Below are 12,892 nucleotides of genomic sequence, written 5' to 3'. Positions count from 1 at the left end.
CGCTTCCCTTACTGTGCCTGTGGCGATGGCGATGGCGATGGCGCCTGTGCCTGTGCCTGTGCCTGTGGCGACGGTGCCTGTGGCGTCCGTGAGCCCCGGAACCAGAGGCTCCGGGGCTCACGAATCATGGCGTCTCGGTGAGCGGGAGGCTCAGAGACCGGCGGTCAGGCCGGCGGCCAGGCCGGTGACGGCGCCGGTGTTGATGCCGGTGGCACCCTCGACCGTGCCGACGACGCCGGCGACGACGCCCGAGACGGGGGCGACGGAGTCGACGGTGCCGGTGACGTTGGACACGACACCGGCGACGAGGCCGCCGGAGACGTTGTCGAGGTCGGCGTCGGAAATCTCGAGGGTCTCGACCTGGGGGACGTTGTTCATGGCGTGAGCTGCCCTTCTCAATGAATGTGCGGAGGTTTTTCCTACGTCGCGGAACCTGGGGATTCGAATTCCGCGGCGAGCCAGGATCAAAGCACGTTCGCAGCTCGTACATCCAATCGGAGCAGCAACCGTCGGGCACGGCTGTGTCGTCGAATCACCGCTGCGTGCAGGCGGTTTCACCGCGTGGCGGCAGCTCCTTCACAAGATTCACAGAAGGAAATCGAGGGCATGGCAGGACTCCCTTCGACAAAACGGACACGTGCGCGCCGAAGGGTGTGCTCTGTGGCCGGTGCACGGAATTCCGGGTTGGCGCTCGGGTCGAATTGCGTGACCGGAGTGCGCATTCGATGTGCAGGTTTATTGAAGGCGGGCGTGAGGCGTTCCGGCGGGCGGGCCTTAATCCGTTGTTAACTCTGCGTAACGTGACCGTACTTGACCGTAGTTGACCGGGGCGGTTGACTTCTCGTTCGCCAGCACCGCCCCGTCTTCGACGCGAGAGCGAGTCCGTGACTTCATCGTCTGTGCAGAGCTCCGACCTGCTCGTACCTCTCGATCTGGCTTTCTGGAACATCGAGACCGCCGAACACCCCATGCATCTGGGCGCGCTCGGCGTCTTCGAGGCCGACGGGCCCGGCGCGGCCGACCGCGCCGCCGACCTGCTCGCGGCCCGTGCGGCGGCCGTACCGGGACTCCGCATGCGCATACGCACCGTCCTGGTGCCCCCCGGCGGCGCGATGCGCGTACCGGCGCCCGCCTTCGACCCGCTGGAGCACGTCCGCCTCTCGGCGCCCGTGACGGACTTCCACGCCGCCGCCGGGGAGCTGATGCGGCGGCCGGTGGAGCGCCGGCGGCCACCGTGGGAGGCGCATGTGCTGCCCGGCGCGGACGGCACGTCCTTCGCGGTCCTCTTCAAGTTCCACCACGCGCTCGCCGACGGACTGCGCGCGCTGACGCTCGGCGCGGCCCTCCTCGACCCCGTCGACCTCCCCGCCTCCCGCGAGCGGCCACCGGCCCCCGCGGCCTCCCGCTGGTCCGTCCTGGACCCGCGCACCCTGCCAGGCCGCGTCCGCGGCACGGTCGCGGACGTGCGCCAGGCCATCGGCATCGGCGCCTCCGTCGCGCGCGCCACCCTGGGCGTACGCTCCTGCGCCGCGCTCACCGCGGCCGCCTCCGGCACCCGCCGCACCGCCGGAGTCGTCCTCGACCTGGACGACGTGCACCTGGTGCGCAAGGCCGTGGGCGGCACGGTCAACGACGTACTGATCGCGGTGGTCGCCGGCGCCCTGCGCCGCTGGCTCGACGAGCGCGGCGATTGCAGCGAGGGTGTCGAGCCGCGCGCCCTCGTCCCCGTCTCACGGCGCCGCCCCCGCTCCGCGCAGCCCCCGGGCAACCGGCTCTCCGGCTATCTCGTCCGCCTCCCCGTCGGCCACGAGGACCCCCTGGACAGGCTGCGCGCCGTACGCGCCGCCATGGACCGGAACAAGGAGGCGGGCCCGGAGCGGGGCGCCGGAGCCGTGGCGCTGCTCGCCGAGCACGTGCCGTCGCTCGGGCACCGGATCGGCGGACCCGTCGTCGCCCAGGCCGCGCGGCTCCTCTTCGACATCCTCGTCACCAGCGTCCCGCTGCCCGGCGTCGGCCTGCGGCTCGGCGGCTGCCGGCTCGCCGAGGTCTACCCCTTCGCGCCCCTCGCCCGGGGCCAGTCGCTCGCCGTCGCCGTCTCCACGTACCGGGGCAGGGTCCACTACGGACTGGTCGCGGACGCCGCCGCCGTACCCGATCTGGAACTGCTCGCGCGGAGCGTGCGGGACGAGATCGACGGCCTCGTCGCCGCCTGCGCCCAGGCGGCGGGTTTGGTGACAGGGCCCGCCGCTACGTAAAGTTGCGCTTTTGGAGCTTCCGCGGACGACCAGACGCGCCGCGGCACGGAATGACATGAGGACAGCGGCGATGACGGTGACAGACGAAAGCCAGGAGGAGACCGTTTCCCACGGCCCGGGCATCGACCCGGACCGTCTCGCCGTCTGCCTCAGCGTGCTCGACGAACTCGACAAGCTGGACGTCGACCACCCGGACGCGATCGCCGTGCGCCGGGCCACGGCCGGGATCTACCGGACGGTGAAGCAGCGCCGCCGCCAGGAGCGCCGCGCCGCCAAGACCGCCCACGACAAGGCCGTCACCGAGGCCACCGCCACCGGTTCCGCGCAGCGCATCGACGACGAGACCGAGGGCCTGCTGCCCTCCTCGCGGACCGAGGAGGGCAGGATCGCGGGGATACTCCAGCGCCCGCGCTCCTGCTACACCTGCAAGACCCGGTACGTGGAAGTCGACTACTTCTACCACCAGCTCTGTCCGGAGTGCGCCCACCTGAACCGGTCCAAGCGCGACGCCCGCGCCGACCTCACCGGCAAGCGCGCCCTGCTCACCGGCGGCCGCGCCAAGATCGGCATGTACATCGCGCTGCGGCTGTTGCGTGACGGTGCTCACACCACCATCACGACGCGGTTCCCCAAGGACGCCATCCGCCGCTTCAAGGCGATGGACGACTCGGCGGAGTGGCTCCACCGCCTGGAGGTCGTCGGCATCGACCTGCGCGACCCGGCGCAGGCCGTGGCCCTCGCCGAGCGGGTCGCCGCCGCGGGCCCGCTCGACATCCTCATCAACAACGCGACGCAGACCGTGCGCCGCCTGCCCTCCGCGTACGCCGCGCTGGTCGACGGCGAGAGCGCGCCGCTGCCCGCCGGGGAGCTGCCCGCCCACTCGGTGATCGGCGCCTTCAACTCCGGGGCGGTGGACGGCCTGGCCGCGCTGCCCGTCGGCACCAGCGGCCTGGACGCGCAGCAGGTCGCTGACCTGGCCCTCGTCGCCGGCAACGCCAGCGTCGCCCGGCACCTCGACGGCACCGCCATCGACGCGGGCGGCCTGGTCCCGGACGTCGTCGACAGCAACACCTGGGTGCAGACCATCGACCAGATCTCCCCGGTGGAGCTCCTCGAAACCCAACTGTGCAACTACACCTCGCCGTTCATCCTGATCAGCGCGCTGCGGCAGGCCATGGCCGACGCCGCGAAGAAGGCGCCGAGCGGCCGCTCCTACGTCGTCAACGTCTCGGCGATGGAAGGCGTCTTCGGCCGCGGCTACAAGGGCGCGGGGCACCCGAACACCAACGCCGCGAAGGCCGCGATGAACATGGTGACGCGGACCAGCGCCCAGGAGATGTTCCAGACCGACGGCATCCTCATGACCTCGGTGGACACCGGCTGGATCACCGACGAGCGCCCGCACTACGACAAGCTGCGCCTCGCCGAGGAGGGCTTCCACGCCCCGCTCGACCTGATCGACGGCGCCGCCCGCGTGTACGACCCGGTCGTGCGCGGCGAGGCGGGGGAGGACCTGTACGGCGTCTTCCTGAAGGACTACGCACAGGGCAAGTGGTAGTCCACCGGCCGTAGCCGGACGTCGTCTCAGCTTTTGGACAGCCGGTCCGGGTGTCGCGCGCCGCGCGCCCCGGACCGGCTGTCCGTCTTTCGCCAGCTGTGACCCGTTCCGCACCCCCGGCCTCCGCCGCCGCAGGCCGCCACGCGGGCTCCGATGTCCGGAATCCACCCCGACTCAGCTCCCCATCGAGCGCCGCGCCGCTCATTTGGTTAATGTAGTGCGAACGGGCGGCCACGAGAGATCCACAACCATCCCTCGGCCGCTCCGGGGACAGGCCGGCACCACGGCCGCGGTCCCGCCTAAGAACGGCGCCACCGCGACCGAACTGCCCCAGCCCTTCCGTTACGCGACACAAAGGAGTGCGCGGTGACACCCGATCTGACGAAGCACGAGAAGCGACCGGCGGAACGCGGCGGCGAGCGGGCCACTCGGCCCGCGAAGCTCCGCAACCTGGAGGCGTGGGCCAAGGCGGCCCCGATCCGTCTGGCCGGCTACGAGGACGACCTCGCCGAGCCGCACATCCTCCCCGGCATCGACTGAACCGCTGCCGGCCCCGGTCCCGCACCGGTGCACTTCGCCCCGTGCCCCCTGCCCTCGACGGCCGGGGGCACCGGTGTGTCCGGCCTCTCCGCTCACAGCCGTCTGCTCTCACATGACCAGAACTGCGCCTCTTGCTACGTCATGTGACGCATTGACCCCCGCAGTGTCAGCACGGTTGCATGCTGGTGGTCCTCCGGTGGGGAGCCGGAGGGGAGACCATCAGAACTGGGGGGAAGATGAGTGCAGTTGTGAACCGGGGCACCACCAGACGTGTGCGGACCGCTCTGAGCGCGGCGGTCGTGGTCTGCGCGGTCACAGCGGTGCTTCCCGGGGCGGCCGCGGCCGAGCCCGGGAGCACGGAGGGCGTCGAGAGGGTCAGTGTCGCGACCGACGGCACCCAGGGTGAGGGTGACTCCGCCGGGGCCTCGATCACGTCGGACGGCCGCCGCGTCGTCTTCTCGTCGGCGGCGAAGAACCTCACGTCCGACACCCCGTCCGAGGGCGCCAAGGTGTACGTCCGCGACCGGCAGGCGGGGCAGACCCAGCGGATGGGGCATCTGACCCCGGTCGAGCCCCCGGAGATCAGCGGTGACGGGGAGTACGTCGCCTATCCGCTCCAGTGGATGAACAACGTACGGATCCGCCACTACGAGGTCAGCACCGGCAGGACGGCCTCCGGCAGCTGCTCGCTCTTCACCTGCAACCAGCCGTCGATCAACGGGGACGGCAGAATCACCGCGTACGCCGCCATCTCCTACCGGCAGGCGAACTACGGGCAGCGCGTCCAGGTCGAGGACTGGGACGCCAACACCGTCGAGACCGTCGCCGCCTTCGACCACACCGTCCCCTCCCGGCCGTCCCTCAGCGGCGACGCGCAACGCATCGCCTACCAGGACGGCAAGGCGCAGGACGTCTTCGTACGGGACCGGGCCGCGGGCACCACCTCGGGGCCGATCGAGGGCCCGGCCAAGGAGGCGACGCTCGTCCAGCTCAGCGAGGACGGCGGCACGGTCCTCTACCTCTCGGGCTCCGACACCTATGTCCACGACGTGGGTTCGGGCACCGCGCAACAGGTGCCGAACGTCCGGGGCGTCGCCATCGACCCCACCGGCCGCTATCTGCTGTACGCCCCGCACGACACGACCGGACCGTCGCTCACCCTGCGCGATCTGAGCACGGGCACCGACAGGGTCGTCTCGGACCGGCCCGCCTCGGCCGGTACCGACGCGGTCAGCGCCGACGGGCGCGCCGTCGTCTTCCACTCCACGGCCGACGACATCGTGCCCGGCGACACCAACGGCAAGTCGGACGTGTTCGTCCGCCGCTTCGACTGATCGTTCCGCGTTGACATGTGAGGGAGTGAGTGTCTGTAATGGTGCTCGTGCCGCGTGGCGCCGACCAAAGAGCAGTGGGCAGGTCGGCGATCGGGCGAGCACCTTCACTCAAGGACGACGCCATGGATACGTCGTGAGTGCACACCGCGCGTAACGGCCCTGCCGTTCGTGACGTCCGCACCCCAGGGCTTCCGCCCGACCCGTGCGCCCTCGCGCGCCCTCGGTCATGCCGCCACGGCGTGACCCTCCCTCACTTCACCGCGCCCGACGCGGCTTTGAACGATCCGTACGGAGATCCGACACCGTCATGCCCACACCCTTCAACCAGTCCGTCATCGACGAGTTCCGCGCCAACGGCGGCAAGGTCGGCGGCCCCTTCGAAGGCGGCGACCTCCTGCTGCTCACCACCACCGGCGCGAGATCCGGCAAGGAGCACACCACCCCCCTCGGCTTCGTCCGCGACGGCGGAGCGCTCCTGGTCGTCGGGTCGAACCTCGGTGGGCCGCGGCACCCCGACTGGTACCACAACGTCCTCACCCACCCCACAGTGACCGTCGAGCTCGGCACCGACGCGTTCGAGGCGATCGCCGTCCCGGCCGAGGGCGAGCGGCGCGACCGGCTCTTCGAGCGGGTGGTCGCCGCCGAACCCGGATACGGCGACTACCAGGCGCGGACCAGCCGGATCCTGCCGGTCGTCGTCCTGGAACGGCCCGCGCACGACGCCGGCACGCCAGAGGAGGCGGCCACCTTCGCGGACAAGATGGTCCAGGTCCACCACTGGCTCCGCGGCCAGCTGCGGCACGTACGCGACGAGACCGACGCGTACTTCGCCGCGCTCGCCGCACACCGGGGTCCGGGGACACCGCCGGCACCGGGCCTCGGGCTCCAGATCCGCCAGCACTGCCTGGCGTTCTGCGACGCCCTGGAGTTCCACCACACCGGCGAGGACGCCCATCTCTTCCCCGTCATGGCGAGCCACCACCCCGAACTGCGCGACACCTTCGACCGACTCGCGGAGGAACACCGGACGATCGCCCGCATCCAGAGCGAGCTCGCCACCCTCCTCGCGGCCGTCGGGGGAGCTGAACCCGAGCGGTTCCGCACCGAACTCGCGCGCATGAGCGCGGAGTTGACCGCCCACCTCGACTACGAGGAGGAGGCCCTGCTGCCGGTCCTCGCCGCGCTCCCGTGGCCTCCCGTGCCGCCGGGCGGGGAGTGAGCCGGCGCCCGCGCGGGCCTTCCCGGCCTCAGGCTCGCGCGGGCCCCGTGCTCTCCCGCTCGATGAGCCGCGGCAACGGCACCTGAACCGTCGCCGCGGGGCCGTCGTCGAGGAGGGCGAGGAGTTCGCGGGCCGCGGTGCGGCCGAACGACAGCGTGTCCCGGGACAAGGCCGTCAGCCACGGGTGCACCATGCGGCACAGCGCCGAGTCCTCCCAGGCGACGACCGAGAGGTCGTCCGGAACCGCGAAGCCGAGGGAGCGCGCGGCGGCGACACCGGCGACGGCCATCACGTCGTTGTCGTACACGAGCGCCGTCGGCGGCTGTGCGGATTCGAGGACCCGGCGGGTGGCCGCGGCGCCCTCCGCGTCGGAGTAGTCCGTCGTCACCGAACGCACCCCCGACAGGCCGCGCCCCGCCGCCTCCACGCGCAGCGTCCGGATCCGCCGCTCGGTGTGCGCGAGCCCCTCCAGGCCCGCGATGTGGACGATGCGGCGGTGCCCGAGCCCGTACAGATGGCCCACCACCGAAGCCATCGCGCCCGCGTCGTCCGCCCACACCGTGGACAGGCCCGGGTGCCCGGCCTCCGGGTCGGGCACCCCGCCCGTCACCACCGCGGGAAGACCCAGCTCGTCGAGGAGCGCGGGCCGCGGGTCGTCCGTGCGCGGGTCCACCACCAGGACGCCGTCCACCCGGTGCTCGGCCCACCAGCGGCGGTAGACCGCGCACTCTGCGGCCACGTCCTCCACCACATGGAAGAGCAGCCCCAAATGCCGCTCGGCCAGCACCTCCTGGATGCCCGAGATCAACTGGAGGAAGAACGAGTCGACGCCCAGCGTCGCCGCCGGCCGCGCCACGACCAGGCCCACCGTCGCCGAGCCCTCGCCGGACAGGGCCCGCGCCGCCGTGCTCGGCCGCCAGCCCAGCTGCTCCGCGACCCGGCGCACCCGGTCCCGGGTGATGTCGGAGACGCCGGGCCGGTCGTTGAGCGCGAAGGAGACGGCGCTCTCGGAGACCCCGGCCCGGCGCGCGATGTCCTTCATGGTCGGCCGGCGCGCCGGTGACCGCTTGCCTTGCACCCGTTGCCCCTTTCCTGGCTGCCGGATACTAATGCGCTTGAGCGGTGCGACTCTAAAGCGCATTAGTCGGCGACCGCAAGGCTTTCAACACACCTGCCTGACCAGCGGAGTTGCCCCGGAGGTCGCCCGATCTTCGAATTCGGTTCCCCGAATCCATTGACTTTGCGCCACCGTTCCGTGCAGGGTCTGCCTCGGCGTGGATTGCCCGGCTCGGACGGTCGCAGTCACCGCCGTCTCACGCTGGGCCGAGCAAAGGAGCCGTTTCACCGTGCGTATCTCCCGTATCCCCCGCAGAGCGGTCGCCGCAGGCGCCGTCCTCGCCGTCCTGCTGCCGCTGAGCGCCTGTGGCGACGGAGGTGACGGCAGCGGTTCCACGGACGCGTCAGGGAAGATCGAAGGCAAGATCACCTTCCAGACCTGGAACCTGAAGGCCAACTTCAAGCCCTACTTCGAGGGCTTGGTCGACGAGTTCGAGAAGAAGTACCCCGGCACCGAGGTCAAATGGGTCGACCAGCCCGGCGAGGGCTACGCCGACAAGATCAGCGCCGACGCCGCCGCGGGCACGCTCCCCGACGTCGTCAACGTCTCGCCCGACCTGGTCGCCCCGCTCGCCAAGGCCGGCCTCGCCCTGGACCTGGGCAAGGCCGCCGGGAAGTACGAGAAGGAGTACCTGCCGGGCGCCTGGAAGAGCCACCAGATACCGGGCATGGAGGGGACGTACGCCTTCCCCTGGTACCTCAACACCGGCCCGCTCTTCTACAACAAGCGGCTCTTCAGGGACGCGGGCCTCGACGAGAACAAGCCCCCGAAGACCTACGACCAGCTCTTCGACAACGCCCTGGAGCTTGCCGAGAAGAGCGACGGCAAGGTCGCCACCCTCGCCAACGTCCCCACCATCGAGGACTTCGGCCGCTACGGCGTGCCGCTCATGAACAAGGAAGGCACCGGCTTCACCTTCAACGACGCCAAGGGCGTCGAACTCCTCACGAAGTACAAGAAGCTGTACGACGCCAAGGCGCTCGACGGGCAGGCGCTGACCGCCACCCCGGAGTCGACGGGCAAGAAGTTCCTCACCGAGGCCGTCGCCATGAACCCCGGCAGCGCGCTCGACCTGGAGAAGTTCAAGAAGGACGCGCCGAAGCTCTACAAGAACATCGGCATCACCCCGCAGATCAGCAGCACCGGCAAGGACAACATGTACGTGATGGGCGTGATGGTGAACGCCCGCACGAAGCAGACGCCGGCCGCCGTCGCCTTCGCGCACTTCGTCACCGACGCCAAGCACCAGATGGAGTTCGCCAAGAAGGTCGCGATCTTCCCCAGCACCGAGGGCTCCCTCGACGACCCATACTTCACGAAGCAGGACGGCAAGGAGGAGACCCGGGTCCGCGTCGCCGCCGCGAAGTCCATCAAGACCGCGGTGAACTACACGCCCGTCCTCTTCAGCGAGCAGATGAAGGTGGAGCTGCGCAACGCCGTCGCCAGGGCGCTCCAGGGCAAGGAATCCCCGAAGGAAGCGCTTGACAACGCTGTCAAGAACTGCGACCGGCTGCTGAAGACCAGCTGAGGCCAGGGACCCGTACGACCATGAAGAGCCCCACCGCCGCGAAGGCGACCTCATCCGACACCGGCACCGCGACCGCCGCGCCCAAGGGGCCGCGCCCCGACGGGCGCGCCGGCCGCCGCCCCATCCGCCGCCAACTGCCCACCAGCCCCTGGCTGTTCGCCGCCCCCGGGCTCGTGATCGTCGCGGTCTTCATCCTCTATCCGTTCGTCAGCACCCTCAACAACTCCTTCACGGACAAGCGGACGCTGATCCCGGGCGAGTACGTCGGCCTCGCCAACTTCCGCGAGCTGCTGCACGACGACATGTTCTGGATCGGCCTGCGCAACAGCACGATCTACGTCCTCGTGGTCGTCCCCGCGCTCGTCCTGCTGCCCCTGCTCCTCGCGATGCTCGTCCAGAAGCACATCCCCGGCATCACCTTCTTCCGGTCCGCCTTCTACACCCCGGTGGTCGCCTCGATCGTCGTCGTGGGCCTGATCTGGGTGTGGATGCTGGACGAGCGGGGCCTCGTCAACGCCGTCCTCGAAGCGGTCGGCGTCGGCAAGGTCGGCTTCCTCAGCGACCAGTGGCTGCTGCTGTTCAGCGCGATGGCCGTCACGGTCTGGAAGGGCCTCGGCTACTACATGATCATTTATCTCGCGGCGCTCGCCAACGTGCCGCGCGAACTCCACGAGGCGGCGGCGGTCGACGGCGCCGGGGCGTTCCGGCGCTTCCTCACCGTCACCGTGCCCGCCGTGCGCTCCACCATGGTCCTGGTCGGCGCGCTCTCCTCGGTCGCCGCCTTCAAGGTGTTCTCCGAGGTCTACCTGATGGCCGGGCCCACCGGCGGCCCGGCCGGCGAGGACACCACACTCGTGATGCTGGTGCAGCGCGTTGGCACCGGCCTGACCGGACGGGTCGGCTACGCGTCGGCCATCTCGGTCGTCGTCTTCGTCGTCACCGTCGCACTGATGCTGCTCGTGCTGCGGGCGGACCGGAAGGAGGACGCGTGAGCACCGCCGAGAAGATCCCCCCGACGGCCACCGGGCCTGCTGCGGCCACTGCGGCCCCCGCGACCCGGAAGTCCCGCCGCCGCCGGATCACCGACGAGAACGGCCGCCGGATGCCCGTGTGGGAGATCGTCCTGCGCTACGGACTCCTCCTCGCCGTACTGGCGTTGATGATCGGCCCGTTCCTCTGGCAGCTGTCCACGTCCCTCAAGGGACCGCACGAGGACATCTTCAGCTCCCCGCCGAAGTTCCTGCCCTCCGACCCCACCCTCCACAACTACGAGCGCGTCGCCGACACCATCCCCGTCTGGGACTACGCCCTCAACTCCCTGAAGGTGGCCACGGCCAACGTCGTCACCAACTGCGTGGGCGCGACGCTCGCCGGATACGCGCTCGCGCGCCTGCGCTACCGCGGCCGGAAAGCGGCGACCGTCGTCTTCATCCTGGCCATGCTGGTCCCCGTCGAAGGCATCATCATCGCCCAGTTCACCACCATGCGGGAGCTCGGCCTGAACAACACCCTCGTCGGCGTACTGCTGCCCGGCTGCGTCTCCGCGCTCAACGTCCTGCTGATGCGCAACGCCTTCCTGAACGTGCCCTACGAGATCGAGGAGGCCGCGTTCGTGGACGGCGCCAACGTCTGGCAGCGGTTCCTGCGCATCGCGCTGCCCGCCGTCAAGGGCACCCTCGCGGTCGTCGCGATCTTCGCCTTCATGGGGGCCTGGGACGACTTCCTGTGGCCGCTCATCGTGCTCAGCGACCCGGAGCGGTTCACCCTCACCATCGGCCTGAACTACCTGCACGGCACCTTCGCCAACGACGAGCGCCTCGTCGCCGCGGGCACGGTCATCGCCGTGCTCCCGCTGATCGTCCTCTTCGCCTGCCTCCAGCGGTACTTCTTCCGCGGTGTGGGCGAGGGCGCCGTCAAGGGCTGAGCCCCCGTTCTTCCCTCCCGGGCCCTTCCCCGGTCTCACCAGAACCAGGATCCGCATTGCCTTCCGCATCGCCTTCGGGCACGCCGCGCTTCGGCGCCAACTACACCCCCTCCCAGGGGTGGTTCCACCACTGGCTCGACTTCGACCTCGACGCCGTGCGCGCCGACCTCGACGCGATCGCCTCGCTGGGCCTCGACCACATCCGGGCCTTCCCGATCTGGCCGTACTTCCAGCCCAACCGCACCCTGATCCGGCCGCGCGCCGTCGACCAGCTGGTCCAGCTCGCCGACGCCGCCGCCGAACGCGGTCTGGACGTCAACGTCGACGGTTTGCAGGGGCATCTGTCGAGTTTCGACTTCCTGCCCGCGTGGACCCAGACCTGGCACCGGCGGAACATCTTCACCGACCCCGACGTGGTGGCCGGGCAGGCCGCCTACCTGCGCACACTCGCCGCGGCCCTCGCCGACCGGCCGAACTTCATCGGCATGACCATCGGCAACGAGATCAACCAGTTCTCGGCGGGACCGCACCCCGACCCCGACCGCATCACCCCGGAGCAGGCGGAGAGCTGGCTGCGCACCGTCCTCGCCGCCTGCGAGGAGGGCGCGCCCGGCAAGCTGCACCTGCACGCCGAGTACGACGCCGCTTGGTACCAGGACGACCAGCCCTTCACCCCGGCGCAGGCCGCCCGGCTCGGCGCGGTCACCGCCGTGCACTCCTGGGTGTTCAATGGTACGGCCCAGCGCCACGGGCGCACCGGCACGGCCACCCGGACCCACGCGGCGTACCTCATCGAGCTCTCCAAGGCCTGGGCGGACGACCCGCGCCGGCCCGTCTGGCTCCAGGAGGTCGGCGCGCCCGCGCCGCTGATCCCCGCCGAGCACGCCGCGTCCTTCACCGAGGACACGATCACGGCGGCGCTCGACTGCCAGGACGTGTGGGGGGTGACGTGGTGGTGCTCGCACGACGTCTCGCGCGATCTCGCGGATTTTCCTGAACTTGAGTACAGCCTCGGTCTGTTGACCAATGGGGGTGAGGTCAAGCCGGCGGGGGAGGCGATCGCCCGGATCGCGAAGGAGTGGCGCGGCCGTACGTACGCTCCGGCGCCGCGGACGACCGCGGTGGTCGTCGACGACGACCTGTCCAGGCGCTCGGAGTGTGCCCCCGGCGGCGCCGTCTTCGAGGCGTTCGCGCGGCTCGCCGAGGACGGTGTCCGGCCTGCGGTGGTCCTCGCCGGACGGGCGGGGGACGCCGGGTACCTCGCTGCGCGTGGCATCAGCGAAGTGCTGCTGCCGGCGGACGTCCGGTAGGCGCCCGACCGTCCGCCCGTCTCGCACGGGGCTCCGCCCCGGACCCCGCTCCTCAAACGCCGGAGGGGCTGAAATTGCCCGGAATTGCCCGCACGCCCGAACAATCG

11 protein-coding genes are annotated in these 12,892 nt (G+C 70.6%); 9 read left to right on the top strand and 2 right to left on the bottom strand.

The genetic code is table 11. The annotated features are described in order from the left end of the window. Positions 1-150: 150 nt before the first annotated feature. Entirely contained in the window at positions 151-378 is a 228-nt protein-coding gene (locus ACZ4Z4_RS07015) for a type A2 lantipeptide (protein ID WP_468323313.1), read from the bottom strand. A gap of 506 nt (positions 379-884) precedes the next feature. On the opposite strand from ACZ4Z4_RS07015, the gene ACZ4Z4_RS07010 reads away from it, so the two are divergent. From ACZ4Z4_RS07010 to ACZ4Z4_RS06990, 5 genes are all read left to right on the top strand, one after another. Next, the gene (locus ACZ4Z4_RS07010; RefSeq protein WP_468323310.1) at positions 885-2,255 is read left to right on the top strand and encodes a wax ester/triacylglycerol synthase family O-acyltransferase; all 1,371 of its coding nucleotides are present in this window, start codon (positions 885-887) and stop codon (positions 2,253-2,255) included. Positions 2,256-2,325: 70 nt separating this feature from the next. Beyond that, a complete protein-coding gene (locus ACZ4Z4_RS07005) occupies positions 2,326-3,813 on the top strand; it encodes an SDR family NAD(P)-dependent oxidoreductase (RefSeq protein WP_468323307.1) in 1,488 nt (495 codons plus the stop codon). A 366-nt stretch (positions 3,814-4,179) separates the two neighbouring features. Beyond that, positions 4,180-4,353, top strand: coding sequence for a hypothetical protein (locus ACZ4Z4_RS07000; protein ID WP_468323305.1), 174 nt, complete (start codon positions 4,180-4,182; stop codon positions 4,351-4,353). Between the two features lie 272 nt (positions 4,354-4,625). Then, complete coding sequence (locus tag ACZ4Z4_RS06995) at positions 4,626-5,687, top strand: hypothetical protein (protein ID WP_468323302.1); 1,062 nt, start codon at positions 4,626-4,628, stop codon at positions 5,685-5,687. Positions 5,688-5,994: 307 nt separating this feature from the next. Further along, positions 5,995-6,906: a nitroreductase/quinone reductase family protein gene (locus tag ACZ4Z4_RS06990; protein ID WP_468323299.1), complete on the top strand. Its 912-nt coding sequence runs from the start codon at positions 5,995-5,997 to the stop codon at positions 6,904-6,906. Between the two features lie 28 nt (positions 6,907-6,934). On the opposite strand, the gene ACZ4Z4_RS06985 is transcribed toward ACZ4Z4_RS06990, so the two are convergent. Then, complete coding sequence (locus tag ACZ4Z4_RS06985) at positions 6,935-7,984, bottom strand: LacI family DNA-binding transcriptional regulator (protein WP_468323297.1); 1,050 nt, start codon at positions 7,982-7,984, stop codon at positions 6,935-6,937. 268 nt (positions 7,985-8,252) lie between these two features. Between ACZ4Z4_RS06985 and ACZ4Z4_RS06980 the strand changes: the two genes are divergently transcribed. Genes ACZ4Z4_RS06980 through ACZ4Z4_RS06965 form a run of 4 tightly spaced genes read left to right on the top strand, consistent with a single transcriptional unit; the run spans position 8,253 to position 12,785 of the window. Next, positions 8,253-9,551 (top strand): extracellular solute-binding protein, encoded by a 1,299-nt coding sequence (locus ACZ4Z4_RS06980; protein WP_468323294.1) that lies wholly within the window; start codon positions 8,253-8,255, stop codon positions 9,549-9,551. 20 nt (positions 9,552-9,571) lie between these two features. Then, complete coding sequence (locus tag ACZ4Z4_RS06975; RefSeq protein ID WP_468323291.1) at positions 9,572-10,543, top strand: carbohydrate ABC transporter permease; 972 nt, start codon at positions 9,572-9,574, stop codon at positions 10,541-10,543. Further along, the gene (locus ACZ4Z4_RS06970; RefSeq protein ID WP_468323288.1) at positions 10,540-11,475 is read left to right on the top strand and encodes a carbohydrate ABC transporter permease; all 936 of its coding nucleotides are present in this window, start codon (positions 10,540-10,542) and stop codon (positions 11,473-11,475) included. Before ACZ4Z4_RS06975 ends, ACZ4Z4_RS06970 begins: the two co-directional genes overlap by 4 nt. 56 nt (positions 11,476-11,531) lie before the next feature. Next, a complete protein-coding gene (locus ACZ4Z4_RS06965) occupies positions 11,532-12,785 on the top strand; it encodes a glycoside hydrolase 5 family protein (RefSeq protein WP_468323285.1) in 1,254 nt (417 codons plus the stop codon). Positions 12,786-12,892 lie beyond the last annotated feature (107 nt).

It is taken from the genome of Streptomyces sp. NPDC030245, assembly GCF_055572995.1.
This window is presented reverse-complemented; position numbering and strand designations above follow the sequence as displayed.